The sequence below is a fragment of the Curtobacterium oceanosedimentum genome (genome assembly GCF_020297365.1).
Taxonomy (GTDB): domain Bacteria; phylum Actinomycetota; class Actinomycetes; order Actinomycetales; family Microbacteriaceae; genus Curtobacterium.
The window spans coordinates 1-12,201 of record NZ_JAIXIG010000026.1; the positions used below are offsets into that span (position 1 = coordinate 1).

15 protein-coding genes are annotated in these 12,201 nt (G+C 70.6%); 6 read left to right on the forward strand and 9 right to left on the reverse strand.

What is annotated here, in order from left to right; all coding sequences use genetic code 11:
- Positions 1–71: 71 nt before the first annotated feature.
- The gene (locus LEL83_RS12060; RefSeq protein WP_198657141.1) at positions 72–725 is read right to left on the reverse strand and encodes a COG1361 family protein; all 654 of its coding nucleotides are present in this window, start codon (positions 723–725) and stop codon (positions 72–74) included.
- 168 nt (positions 726–893) lie between these two features.
- Here LEL83_RS12060 and LEL83_RS12065 point away from each other — a divergent pair, with 168 nt between their 5' ends.
- The gene (locus LEL83_RS12065; protein ID WP_198657142.1) at positions 894–1,343 is read left to right on the forward strand and encodes a MarR family winged helix-turn-helix transcriptional regulator; all 450 of its coding nucleotides are present in this window, start codon (positions 894–896) and stop codon (positions 1,341–1,343) included.
- A gap of 68 nt (positions 1,344–1,411) precedes the next feature.
- Here LEL83_RS12065 and LEL83_RS12070 read toward each other — a convergent pair whose 3' ends face one another.
- The 5 genes from LEL83_RS12070 to LEL83_RS12090 all read right to left on the reverse strand — a co-directional run bounded on the left by LEL83_RS12070 (position 1,412) and on the right by LEL83_RS12090 (position 5,316).
- Positions 1,412–2,386 carry an NAD-dependent epimerase/dehydratase family protein gene (locus LEL83_RS12070; RefSeq protein ID WP_225559001.1) on the reverse strand — a complete coding sequence of 325 codons (975 nt, stop codon included), beginning with the start codon at positions 2,384–2,386 and terminating at the stop codon, positions 1,412–1,414.
- The gene (locus LEL83_RS12075; protein WP_225559002.1) at positions 2,386–2,973 is read right to left on the reverse strand and encodes an MOSC domain-containing protein; all 588 of its coding nucleotides are present in this window, start codon (positions 2,971–2,973) and stop codon (positions 2,386–2,388) included. Before LEL83_RS12075 ends, LEL83_RS12070 begins: the two co-directional genes overlap by 1 nt.
- Before the next feature lie 75 nt (positions 2,974–3,048).
- A complete protein-coding gene (locus LEL83_RS12080) occupies positions 3,049–3,738 on the reverse strand; it encodes an SDR family oxidoreductase (protein WP_225559003.1) in 690 nt (229 codons plus the stop codon).
- 76 nt (positions 3,739–3,814) lie between these two features.
- Entirely contained in the window at positions 3,815–4,270 is a 456-nt protein-coding gene (locus LEL83_RS12085; RefSeq protein WP_225559004.1) for a DUF6941 family protein, read from the reverse strand.
- A 65-nt stretch (positions 4,271–4,335) separates the two neighbouring features.
- Positions 4,336–5,316 carry an SDR family NAD(P)-dependent oxidoreductase gene (locus LEL83_RS12090; RefSeq protein WP_225559005.1) on the reverse strand — a complete coding sequence of 327 codons (981 nt, stop codon included), beginning with the start codon at positions 5,314–5,316 and terminating at the stop codon, positions 4,336–4,338.
- Positions 5,317–5,416: 100 nt separating this feature from the next.
- Between LEL83_RS12090 and LEL83_RS12095 the strand changes: the two genes are divergently transcribed.
- Positions 5,417–6,256, forward strand: coding sequence for a helix-turn-helix transcriptional regulator (locus LEL83_RS12095; RefSeq protein WP_225559006.1), 840 nt, complete (start codon positions 5,417–5,419; stop codon positions 6,254–6,256).
- Between the two features lie 14 nt (positions 6,257–6,270).
- Here LEL83_RS12095 and LEL83_RS12100 read toward each other — a convergent pair whose 3' ends face one another.
- Positions 6,271–7,029 carry a DeoR/GlpR family DNA-binding transcription regulator gene (locus tag LEL83_RS12100; protein ID WP_225559007.1) on the reverse strand — a complete coding sequence of 253 codons (759 nt, stop codon included), beginning with the start codon at positions 7,027–7,029 and terminating at the stop codon, positions 6,271–6,273.
- Positions 7,030–7,091: 62 nt separating this feature from the next.
- Between LEL83_RS12100 and LEL83_RS12105 the strand changes: the two genes are divergently transcribed.
- The 3 genes from LEL83_RS12105 to LEL83_RS12115 all read left to right on the forward strand — a co-directional run bounded on the left by LEL83_RS12105 (position 7,092) and on the right by LEL83_RS12115 (position 9,148).
- Positions 7,092–7,334: a LacI family DNA-binding transcriptional regulator gene (locus LEL83_RS12105; RefSeq protein WP_225559008.1), complete on the forward strand. Its 243-nt coding sequence runs from the start codon at positions 7,092–7,094 to the stop codon at positions 7,332–7,334.
- 79 nt (positions 7,335–7,413) lie between these two features.
- On the forward strand, positions 7,414–8,658 hold the full coding sequence (locus tag LEL83_RS12110; RefSeq protein ID WP_225559009.1) for an MFS transporter: 1,245 nt from the start codon (positions 7,414–7,416) through the stop codon (positions 8,656–8,658).
- Positions 8,659–8,926: 268 nt separating this feature from the next.
- Entirely contained in the window at positions 8,927–9,148 is a 222-nt protein-coding gene (locus LEL83_RS12115; protein ID WP_225559010.1) for a hypothetical protein, read from the forward strand.
- Between the two features lie 406 nt (positions 9,149–9,554).
- On the opposite strand, the gene LEL83_RS12120 is transcribed toward LEL83_RS12115, so the two are convergent.
- On the reverse strand, positions 9,555–9,941 hold the full coding sequence (locus tag LEL83_RS12120; RefSeq protein WP_225559011.1) for a hypothetical protein: 387 nt from the start codon (positions 9,939–9,941) through the stop codon (positions 9,555–9,557).
- A gap of 79 nt (positions 9,942–10,020) precedes the next feature.
- On the opposite strand from LEL83_RS12120, the gene LEL83_RS12125 reads away from it, so the two are divergent.
- The gene (locus tag LEL83_RS12125; RefSeq protein ID WP_225559012.1) at positions 10,021–10,497 is read left to right on the forward strand and encodes a MarR family winged helix-turn-helix transcriptional regulator; all 477 of its coding nucleotides are present in this window, start codon (positions 10,021–10,023) and stop codon (positions 10,495–10,497) included.
- 127 nt (positions 10,498–10,624) lie between these two features.
- Here LEL83_RS12125 and dnaB read toward each other — a convergent pair whose 3' ends face one another.
- A complete protein-coding gene (dnaB, locus tag LEL83_RS12130) occupies positions 10,625–11,989 on the reverse strand; it encodes a replicative DNA helicase (protein ID WP_198657167.1) in 1,365 nt (454 codons plus the stop codon).
- Positions 11,990–12,201: the final 212 nt, after the last annotated feature.

Genomic DNA, 12,201 nt, shown 5'->3' on the forward strand with positions numbered 1-12,201 from the left:
GGTCCCGATGACCTGGACCTTCACGGCCTGATCCCGCCCGGGCCGAGCCGTGTCGCTCGGCCCGGGCGGGATCAGGCCGTGAAGGTCCAGGTCATCGGGACCGAGGCGGCGAGGCCCTGGTAGGAGTTGCCGGCGGAGGAGTCGAGCGTCACCGCGAAGTTGAAGGGCACGGTGGCGCCGGCAGCCGGGGCCTGGGGCATCGTGAAGGCCGAGGCCGGAGCGCCCTTGAAGCTGGCGAGGGTGCCGCTGAAGACCGTGGTCGAGCCCGAGGTGATGACGAGGTTCATCTTGGCGCACAGGTCGGTCGCGGTGCCGTTGGCGGTGCCGTTCGCCGACTGGGTGCAGGTGGCGCCGGGGTTGAGCGTGAAGGTGCTGGCGTTCGCGGTGCCGGTGTTCTTGATCGAGATCGCCGTGTTGACCGTGTTGCCCGGGGTCATCGTGGTGCTGCCGCCGAACTTGTTGATGGTCGAGCAGGTCGCCGAGTTGGTCGAGACCGAGCCGCCGTCGGTGCTGAGACACGTGACGGTCGCGCCGGCGTTCTGCTCCTGCATGATCAGCGTGCCGCTGCCGGCGGTGTTGCTGCTGTTCGTGATGCTCGCGGCGAACCCGGAGAGGGTGCCGGTGAGCGACAGGGAGAGGAGGACGGCGGCGAAGATACCCGCGAGGAGCGCCACGGGGGCGAAGCGGATCCGCTTCAGTGCGGAGGTGCGGAGCTTGGTGGACACGGGGTACCTCTTCGTTCGGTGGTGGTTGTCGGTCGGAGCAACCGGTTCGGGCCGGGTTGCTTCAATGACTAAGATAGTCACCGGTTCACCAAGTTTGCCACTCGTATACTTGCCCCAGTACGGGGGACGCACTTGTCCCCCTTGATACCGACACGGAAGAAGAGCCTCGTGGCACCAGCAGGACACGACGACGCGACCGACCTGATGGCGGCGTTCACGGCCGTCGTGCGCGCGAACGCCAGCCTCGTGAGCCAGCTCAGTGCCCGGGCCGGCGTGCACGAGAACGCCCTGCGGGCCCTCGTGCTCATCAGTGACACCGGGTACTCCACCCCCACCGAGGTCGCCGGGTACCTCGGGCTGACGTCGGGCGCGGTCACCAACATGGTCGACCGGATGAGCGCGGCCGGGTTGCTCGAGCGTGCCCCGAACCCCGCGGACCGCCGGGGGTCACTGCTGCGCCTGCTGGCCCCGGGTGACGAGGTCGTGGCGGACTACCGGCAGCGGTACGCCGCGATGCTGCGTGCCGTCGACGGTGCGCACGGCGGGGAACTGCACGAGCTGCTCAACGACCTGGCGACCAGCCTGTACGAGCAGGCGGCGGCAGCGTCGACCGACTGAGCGGACGGCCGGCAGCGTCGACCGACTGACCGGAAGCCGAGCGGCTGCTCGACCGGGTGGCTGGCCGACTACCGGACGGCGGCGAGGACGGCGCGCTCCTCTGCCGGGGTGAGGCCCGCACGTCGTCCGCGGTCCGTCCCCCGCACCCGCTCGTCCTCGAGCACCCGGACGACGGTGTCACGGAGCGGTCGGGTCCTGCCACCCGACCCGACGAACGCCGCCGTCGACCGCTGCGCGAATCCGGCGTCCGACACTGGGATCCACAGCGGGAGCGAACGAGGTCCCGCCCAGTAGCGGACGTCGTGCGCGAGCAGGACGTCGTCCTCCTCCGCGACGAGCTCGTCGTCGTGGTTTGTGACAGCACGGACGGCCTCGAAGAACTCCGCCATCGACACGGCCGGCCCGACGGCGTTGACGGTGCCGACCAAGCGCTCACGCCCTGCCCGGACCAGCCACGCGGCGAGGTCGGCGACGTCGATGACCTGCACCGAACGCCCGGCGGTGATCGGCACCAGGACGGGGCCACCACGGTCGAAGCGTGCCGGCCAGTACCCGAAGCGGTCGCTCGGGTCACCGGGGCCGGCGATGAGCCCGGGCCGGGCGACGAGCAGGCGGGAGCCGATGCGCGACCGGGTGGTCCGTTCGGCGAGCACCTTCGCGTCGGCGTACTCGGTGGGGTCGGACGGTTCCACGATCAGCGCGGACTCGTCGGCGCCCGGCTCGTCGTTCCGTGCGTAGACCGAGACCGTGGAGACCAGCGTCCAGTGCGCGGCACGGTCGGCGAGCGCGTCGAGTGCTGGGACGACGAGCTCGGGGGCGTGGGCGAGCTCGATCACGTCGTCCCAGGTACCGGTCACCTGGTCGAGGGCGCCGGGCAGCAGCCGGTCCGCACGGATCAGGCGCGCTCCCTCGGGCACGTCGCCCGACGACCCCCTGGCCAGGCAGGTGACGTCGGCCCCGTCGGCGAGCAGGTCGTCGACGATCGCCCGTCCGAGCCAACCGGTCCCGCCGAGCACCAGGACGCGTCGCGTGGGCCGTGTCATCAGACGGGCTGGAGCGGTCGTCGCTCGCCGTCGGGGAGCTCGACCCGGATACGGTCGCCGGGTCGGACGGTCCCGCCGCTGAGCACGACGGCCATCACCCCGCCCTTGCGCTCGACTGTGCCGTCCGCGGCGCGACCGAGCACCGCCCGCAGCAGCCCCGGTTCGAAGCCGTTGATCTGCTGACACGGGTTCCGCAGTCCGGTGACCCGCACCGACGCGTCGTCGCCGAGGTGCAGGACGGCGTCGGTGGGCAGCCCGAGCAGGTCGATGCCGCGCGTGGTGACGTTCTCGCCCATCTGACCGGAGTCGACCGTGAACCCGGCGTCGGCGACCTCGTCGAAGAGCTCGGCGTGGAGCAGGTGCACCTGGCGCAGGTTCGGCTGCGACGGATCGCGGGCCACGCGGGAGCGGTGCTGCACCGTGGTGCCGGCGTGCGCGTCACCCTCGATGCCCCACCCCGCCACCAGGGTCACCTCGTCGACCACCGGCTTGCTGAACCGGTGCTCGTCGTCCCGGCTCACCGCGACGACGCGCGGCCGCTCGGTTCCGTCGTCGTGCGCGTGGTGCTCGCGCTGCTCGTCGCTCATGGACCGATCGTCTCCCTCTCGTCAGGCTTCCGTCCGTCGGCGCGGTTCGTCCGCGGGCGTGTGGGACCGGGTGCATCACCAGGGCACGGTGGCTCCGCGGTGGTCGAGGAACCGCAGTCCGGGTTCTCCGGCGTGCCGGAGCAGCGTGTCGACGACGCCGGGTGCGCTCTCGTCGACGGTGAGCGTCGCACCGTCCCCGCCCAGCTCGGTCTGCACCCAGCCCGGGTCCATCAGGAACAGGGACACCGCGTCGCCAGCACGCCGCGCCGCGTAGCTCCGCATGAGCTGGTTCAGCGCGGACTTGCTCGCCCGGTAGACCTCGTGGCCGCCGTTGTCGTTCATCGAGATGCTGCCCTGCGTCGACGACATGACGCCGATGGTCCCGCCTGCGGGGACGAGCGGTGCGAACGCCTCGACGACGCGCATCGGGGCGAGCGCGTTGGTCACCATCACGTCGACGAAGACGGCGGTGGGCACCTGGGCGACGGGGAGGTCCGCGTCGGCGATCGCGGCGTTGACGAACACCGTGTCCAGGGTCCGTCCGTCGAGCCGGTCGCGGACGGCACGGACCTGGTCGGCGACGGTCATGTCCATCACCTCGACCTCGAGCGCACCGGCTGCCCGGTCGGCGAGGTCGTGGAGTGCGGTGGACTGGGTACCACGCACGGTGCCGATCACGTCCCAACCGCGGTCCAGGTAGACCCGGGCGATGCCGAGGCCGAGGGTGCGGGACGCACCGACGACGAGTGCGGTCTGCTTCGACATCGTGACGACCTCTTCCTGTCACGCCCAGTCAAGTGCGGAACCACGAGCTGCACAACCGGTACGGGCCGCGGCGTCGTCACGGCGTGTGCTGCACCACGCGCATCGCGAGTCGGTGCGCGATCTCCCCGTCCACCTCGATGACCCACGAGTAGCCGCCGACCCGCTCGAGCAGCAGGTCGTTGATCGTGAAGGTCACCGGGTGCGTCTGGTCGTCGCCGGCGCGCAGCAACGTGCTCCGCCCCGTGGTGAACCGGTGACCGATCGCCGCGACCGCCGTCCCCTCCGGCATGCCGGCAGCGTGCCGTGCCAGCGGGACGGGCTCACCGTCCTCGGTCTCCAGACGGAGGGTCACGTCGTGCTCGACCCCGGTGTCGTTCCACCCCACCTGCACCAGCACGCCGACGGCCACCCGTTGCTGGACCGCGGGGACCTGGCTCACCGCGAGCGTGTCCCAGCCCGCGCCGAGGACGTAGAGCTTCCCGTTCACCGACTCCGCGCTGTCCGCCAGGAACGCCGTGATGTTGATCGTCATCTCCGGAGCGTGCCACACCCGTCCGCGACGACACCGAGCGGTGCCGGAGCAGGACGGGCTCGGGGTCAGCGCTGGGCGGCGGGCCGCACGACGATCTCGTTGACGTCGACGTCCGGACGCTCCGCCACCGCGTAGTCGACGGCCCGGGCGATCGCGTCCGCCGGGATCGCCTCGGCGCGGTACTCGACCATCGCGGCGGCTGCCGTCTCGTCGGTGATCGTCGATGCCAGCTCCGACTCGGTGACGCCCGGCGAGACGGTCGTCACCCGGATGCCGCGCGGCGACTCCTGCCGCAGGCCGTCGGTGATCGCCCGGGCCGCGTACTTCGTCCCGCAGTAGACGGCTGCCGTCGGCGTGACCTCGTAGGCGCCGATCGACGCCATGGTCACCACGTGGCCGGTGCCCTGCGCGAGCATGGTGGGGAGCGTCGCGGCGATGCTGTACAGCAGGCCGCGCACGTTGACGTCGAGCATCCGATCCCACTCGTCGACGAGCCCCGAGGACAGCGGCGAGAGCGGCATGACGCCGGCGTTGGCGACGAGCACGTCGATGCGGCCGAAGCGGTCGAGGGCCGCTGCCGCGAACGCCCGGGTCGAGGCGAGGTCGGTGACGTCGAGGGACACCGCGAGCGCCGTTCCCCCCGCGGCCTCGATCTCGGTCACGAGGGCGTCGAGCCGGTCGGTCCGTCGGGCACCCAGCACGACCGGGTGTCCGGCTGCGGCGAGGCGCACCGCCGTGGCCCGACCGATGCCGCTGGAGGCACCCGTGACCAGGACGACCTTCCGTCGGTGCAGGACCATGCCGCCGTGGTGCAGGACGTCGTCGTGGAATTCCCCGTCCGCGGTGAAACCGGTGTCGTCGCGGTACTCGACGTGGTCTCCGCTGACCTCGTAGCGCCCGACGTAGGCCGCCTCGCGGTCGCCTCGGGCCTCGACGTAGCGGCCGTCCGCCCGGAGTTCGTGCCGGACGCGGCCGTCGGCCGTGACCCAGAGGCCGACGTAGGGATGGGATGCGGACGGGGTCGTGGTGGTTGCGTCGTCGTTCATGCCGTCAGCCTCGACGCCGCCGAGGATCCGTCCCGTGCCGCGTCGTTCCGGGGTGTGCCAGGACCAGGGAGGCCCCGGAGTCCGCACCTACCCTGGGCACGTGACCCCGTCCGCCCCCGACCTGACCCTCGGCGCCTACCTGCGCGCCGTCCGCTCCCGGCTGTCCCCGGAGACGCTCGGGTTGCCCGCCGGTGGGCTCCGCCGCGTGGCCGGCCTGCGACGAGAAGAGGTCGCCGTGCTCGGCGGGCTGAGCGTCGACTACTACACGCGGCTCGAGCAGGGACGGGAGGTCAGCCCCGGTACCGCGGTGCTGCAGGGGATCGCCGACGGGCTCGAGCTCGACGACGACGAGCGCGAGCACCTGTTCACCCTGGCGGGGCTCGTCGCTCCACCTCGGGGCGCCCGGCCGGCCACGTCCGCCACCCCCGCGCTCGGCCAGCTCCTCGACTCGTGGTCCGCGCACCCGGCGTTCGTGATCGACCCGGCACACGACGTCCTCGCCGCCAACGCGCTCGCCCGTGCCGTCTACGCACCCTTCGGACACTTCGACAACCTGGTCCGGATGATGTTCGCCGACCCGGCGGCGGAACGGTTCCACGCGGACTGGGCCAGGGCGGCCGACGCGACCGTCGCCAGTCTGCGCGCGGCGACCGCGGAGTTCGGGGGCGACCCGCGCCTCCAGGACGTCATCGCGACCATGCGCGGGACGAGTGCCGCGTTCGACGAGCGGTGGAGCGCCCAACGGGTGCTCCGCAAGACGGTCACGGCGAAGCGCTTCGTGCACGACGCCGTGGGGCGTCTGGAGTTCGACGCCCACACCTTCGCCGTCCAGGGGTCACCGGGTCTGCAGCTCGTCGTCTACAGCTGCCCGCCGGGCTCCGCGACGGCGCAGGCGCTCACGTTGCTGTCGGCGACTCCGACGTCCGCACGGGCGCGGTGACCGCAGGGCGTGACCTAGACGACCGTGACCTCCACGCCGGCCGCACGCAACCGGTCGAGCACCGCCGAGGGGGCGGAAGCGTCGGTCACGAGGACGTCGACGTCCTCGAGCGCGCACACGACCGCCATGGACCGGAGGGCGAACTTCGCCCCTTCCGCGATCAGGACCACGCGGGACGCCGCAGCCACGATCGCCTGCTTGATCGCGGCGTCGCCCAGGTCGAACGCCGTCACGCCGGCAGCCGGGTCCGCTGCGCAGCACGTGAGGATCGCCGTGTCGAAGCGGAGCGAGGCGATCGTCCGTTCAGCGATCGGTCCGACGATCGTCCCCTCTGCGCCGCGCACCGTCCCTCCCGAGAGGACGAGGCTCACCGTCTGACTCGAGGAGAGCGCCGCGATGCCCTGCAGCGACAGGGGCATCGCGGTCACCCTGCGTCCCGCCAGCTCCGCAGCGGCGGCGGCGCCCGTCGTCCCGCTGTCGACGGCGACTGCTTCGCCGTCGACGATGTGAGCGACGGCCGCTGCTGCGAGTCGCGCCTTCAGGTCCTGGTCGTCGACGGCTCGGACCGAGAACGGCAACCCTTCGCCGTGCAGGGCCGGTCCCACCGCGCCACCACGGACCCGTCGGAGCGCACCGACCCCGGCGAGGTGTTCCAGGTCACGACGGATGGTCATCGACGAGGTGCCCAGGTGTGCAGCGAGGTCGTCGACCTGCACGCGGCCCGATCGGCGCAGCTCGTCGAGGATCTCGCGGTGTCGAACGTCCATCTGCATGGACAGATCGTAACTCGTGTGTTCGAATGAACACCGTGAATGTTCGGAACTCGGGAACGAACGTGCGCGACGGCAGCGCTGGGCCGGACGAGCACGACGGAGCAGGTGCGGCTCCGCCCACCACCATCAAGGACGTCGCCCGCGTTGCGGGGGTGTCGCACACGACCGTGTCGCGTGTCCTCAACGACGTTGACGCCGTCCGGCCGGCGACCCGGGTGCGTGTGCTCGAGGCGATCGACGCCACCGGGTGGACGCGTGACGAGACCGCCGCAGCGCTCGCGCGCCGGAGGGCACCGTCACCCTGAGCCGCTGCGCGTCCCTCGCTCGACCAGACCTCCTCGCTGCGCCTCGCGCACGACCGCACCCCCAGATCGGACCGACCCCATGACCACGTCTCCTGTCCGGCGCGCCGTGCCGAGCGCGTCACTGGACGCCCGTCACGCCCGTGTCGCCGTCAGCATCCTGTTCTTCACGAACGGCGCGCTCATCGCCAACCTCCTGCCGCGCTACCCGCAGATCAAGGCAGAGCTCGACCTGACGAACGCGGCCTTCGGCGCCGCTGTCGCCGCCTACCCGCTCGGGGCGCTCATCGCGGGGCTCAGCGCGGGGCTCCTCATCCGTCGCTTCCGGTCCTCCCGCGTCGCCGTCGCCGCGACGCTCGTCACCGCTGTCGGGCTCCTGCTGACCGGCGTCGCACCCGGCTGGCTCGTCCTCGCACTCGCGCTGTTCCTGGCCGGCGCCATGGACTCCATCACCGACGTCGCCCAGAACTCCCACGGGCTCCGCGTGCAACGCCGCTACGGCCGGTCGATCATCAACTCGTTCCACGCCGTCTGGTCCGTGGGCGCCGTGACGGGAGGCGCGATGGGGGCCGCCGCCGCGCAGCTCGAGGTGCCCCTGCTGGTGCACCTGTCCGTCTCCGGCGCGCTGTTCGCCGCCGCAGCCCTGCTGTCGTACCGCTGGCTGCTGCCCGGCGCGGAACCAGTCTCCGGTGCTGACGGGCAGCATCCGGACGGTGGGACGACGGGGGCCGACGGCGGCGCACGGAGCACGGCCCCGAAGGCGCTGGGACTCGTCGGCCGCTACGGCATCCTGCTCGCCCTCGTCGTCATCGCCTCCGCGGGCGCCATCGTCGAGGACGCCGGCAGCTCCTGGTCCGCGATCTACCTCTCCGACAGCCTCGGAGCATCGGCCTTCGTCGCGGGCCTCGGGTTCATCGCACTGCAGGGCATGCAGTTCGTCGGGCGTCTCGTGGGCGACCGGATGACCGACCGGTTCGGCCAGCGGACGATGGCGCGCGGCGGTGGCGTCCTCGTCCTCGTCGGCATGGGCACCGCCCTCGCCTTCCCCAGCGTCATCGGGAGCATCGTCGGGTTCGGTGTCGCCGGGTTCGGGGTCGCCACCCTCATCCCCTCGGCCATGCAGAACGCCGACGAGATCCCGGGGTTCGCACCGGGGTCCGGACTCACGATCATCGGCTGGCTGCTGCGGGTCGGGTTCCTGCTCTCACCGCCCGTGGTCGGGGCCATCGCGGACGCCACAGCCCTGCGGTGGGGACTCCTCATCGTGCCCGCGTCCGGACTCCTCGTGCTGCTGTTCGCACGGGTCCTCTCCCCACGGGCGAGATGACCTCCCGTCCACGGTCCCCGGAGCCGCGCCCCGGCCCTCGCCGGACAGGAGGCGCGGTGCCGGTGAGTCGATCGACCCACCTGCACCGCGCCTCCTGTCAGGATTGCAGCGTCAGCGACGTCCGCGCGGCGGACCGTCGGCTGTGGAGTCGGCCCCTGCGTCCGACCCGAGCCGGGCAGGTCTGGGCTCGGGGTGCGTCGCCGTCACGGATCGCTGCCGGATCGTCACATCGCACTGCACGTGAGCCGGCCCTGGTTGGCTGGAGTCCATGTGGATCCCAGGACTCATCGCTGGGCCGGCGATCGTCGCGGTAGCGGTCGCCGCGTTCGTGCGTCCGGCGCCGATCGCGCAGTACTTCGTCGGGTCCCAGCGGGGCACTCACGGCCCGCAGAGCGCGATGACTCCGGGGCTCGTCCGCGTGCTCGCCGTGGGGCTCGGGATGATCGGCGTCGTCTGGACGCTGCTGTCAGTCTTCGGTCACCCCGGATGACCGGGAGGAGGCGGCGCGACCACACGGAGTCTGCCGAGTCCCGTTGTTCGCCCGTCAGGGGATGGTCCACCTGACCGAGATCGAGCCAATGCGCCGACGAGGCGCCGATGAGGCGCCGAACCCTAGCCTCAGGTGTTGGCCGGACCGAACCCTGGCTACGGGTTCGGTGGGACTCTGGCCGGTGGCGGGAACGTCGTTGAACGCTCAGCGGCGCTGGCCGCACAGCTGACGGACGAAGAAGTCATCGCACGGATCCGCGAGTTCCTCCTCGAGGTGGACCCCGCTACGGGCTACCTGCGAGATCAGCTGCACCAAGTCCGGAAAGCCGATGGCCTCCCGAGAGGGCGGACGGCCGATCCTGCTGGCGGCTCGGCCGTCCGTCCGCCATCGAGTTGAGCGGTCGCGCCTACGAGGCTGTTCCCATGCTCCGGTCGGCTTCGCTTCCGCGAAGCAGGGAGGTCACCTCATGCACCTCCGAGAACCGCCCATCATCTGCAAGGGTGGCGAAGAGGTAGACCTCCTGCACGACGAGCGCCCCGTCCACCTTCGTGGCATGAACTTCATGTCGGTCCGCGTAGGTCGTGCCCTGGACGAGCTCGTCGAGGACTCGCACCTCGGCATACGCCACGATTCCTCGCAAGTGGGTGATGTGGTCCTCGAACTGCCCACGATCGCTCCACACGCCGTCGGTCTTCTGCCGGTAGTCGTCGGCGAAGTACCGCCCGATCGTCTCGTCGACAGAACTGTCTCGGTCATTGAGGAGCGCTGTCAGCGCTGCTGCGATGTCGGCCATGGTGCATCTCCATTCCGTGCAACTTGCACAGACTTACGGTAGCAGGTTTGTGTGCGATTTGCACACGTATGCTCGAGGCATGGATGCAGCAGCAACGATCGCGAACGCCCTCGGCGTGGTCCTCGCCCGCGGGTTCCGCAGTGGGCTCTACGGAAGCGTCACGCTCGGCGTGGCTCCGGGGCTCACCGAGGCGAACTACCCGATCCTCAGCTCGCTCGCGCGATCCGGCGAACCACTCTCGGCAGCGTCTCTGGCTCCAGACCTCGGCCTCGACCGCTCCGTCGTGAGCCGACGGGCCTCAGAACTGATCCAAGCCGGCCTCGTCGCCCAGCAGCCCAGCCCGCGCGACCGACGCCAGGCCCTTCTCACGCTCACACCGCGGGGCCGCACAGCCATCGACGAAGCTCGCCGCCGCTTGGAGACCGTGATCGCCGAGCACACGAGCACTTGGTCAGAGGCTGACCGCGCGGCGCTGGCGACGCTCCTGTCACGCTTCACCGCCACACCGCTGGCGGCGACCGAAACCGAAGATTCCACCCACGAAGGTGTCGGATAGCGGGTCCTCCGGTGGGCCCCTGGTCGACGTGGCCCATCGGTACTGCCGAACAGCGTGTCCATGTCCGTTTCTCAGACATGTTGCGTGGCAGTCGGACAAGTCAGCTGGCGGACGACAACAACACCTCTTACTGCGGCATGTCCACGAACCGAGAGAACATCCCGTGGAACGCCACCGTGATGGTGTCCGTCGGCCCGTTACGGTGCTTCGCCACGATCAGGTCCGCCTCGCCCTGACGCGGGTTGTCCTTCTCGTACGCCGACTCGCGGTGCAGCAGGATCACCATGTCGGCGTCCTGCTCGATCGATCCGGACTCACGCAGGTCGGAGATCTGGGGCTTCTTGTCGGCACGCTGCTCGGGCCCACGGTTCAGCTGCGACAGCGCGATGACCGGCACCTGGAGTTCCTTGGCCATCAGCTTGAGCGCACGCGAGAACTCCGAGACCTCCTGCTGGCGGCTCTCGACCTTCTTGCCCGAGGTCATCAGCTGCAGGTAGTCGATGACCACGAGCTTCAGGTTGTGCTGCTGCTTGAGACGTCGGCACTTGGCCCGGATCTCGACGAGCGTCATGTTGGGGGAGTCGTCGATGAAGAACGGGGCGTCGTTGATGCGACCGCGGGTCTGCGCGATGGTGGTCCAGTCGCGGGAGTCGACGGTGCCCTTGCGCATGTTCTGCAGTGGGACGCTGGTCTCGGCGGACAGCAGACGCATCGCGATCTCGGCGCGACCCATCTCGAGCGAGAAGAACGCGGCGGTTTGGTCGTGCTTGATGGCAGCGGCGCGGCACAGGTCGAGCGCGAGCGTCGACTTCCCGAGTGCCGGTCGGGCGGCGACGATGATGAGCTGTCCGGGGTGGAAGCCGTTCGTCAGGCCGTCGAGCTGCGCGAACCCGGTGGGCACACCCGTCATCTGGCCGTCGCGACCCTTGGCGGCCTCGATCTCGTCGAGGGCGGCGGAGATGGCGTCGGTCAGGGGGACGTAGTCCTCGGTCTGCACGCCGCCGGCGACGTTGTAGACCTCGGCCTGGGCGCTGTTGACGAGGTCGGTGACCTCACCCTCGCTGGCGTAGCCCATCTGCACGATGCGGGTACCGGCGTCGACCAGGCGACGGAGCACGGCCTTCTCGGCCACGATCCCGGCGTAGTACCCGGCGTTCGCGGCCGTGGGCACCATGCTCGTGACGCTGTGCAGGTACTCGGCGCCGCCGGCTCGTGACAGCAGACCGGTCTTCGTCAGCTCGTCGGTGACGGCGATGACGTCGGTCGGCTCACCGTGCGAGTAGAGCGACAGGATGGCGTCGAAGATGACCTCGTGCTTGGGCACGTAGAAGTCCACGCCCCGCGCGGTCTCGATGACGTCTGCGACGGCGTCCTTCGACAGGAGCATGCCGCCGATGGTCGACTGCTCGGCGAGCATGTCGTGCGGCGGGGTCCGTTCCGTGCCGCGCTCCGCGTAGTCCTGCGGTGCGGGCTCAAGATGTGCGATCGACACACGCTCTCCTCTGTTGACGACGCGGACCAGACCCTGAGGGACGACGCTCACCGACCCGGGTCCGCACCCCGTTCTTACCCGCGGCAACCGACATCCCCGAGTCGCTGGGCCAAGCTACGGCCTCAGAGTTATCCCCAACAAATGCCCCTGTGGATAACTCTGTGGAGAGGCTGCGGAACACGCCGAACCGCGGTGTGGAGAACTGTGGACTG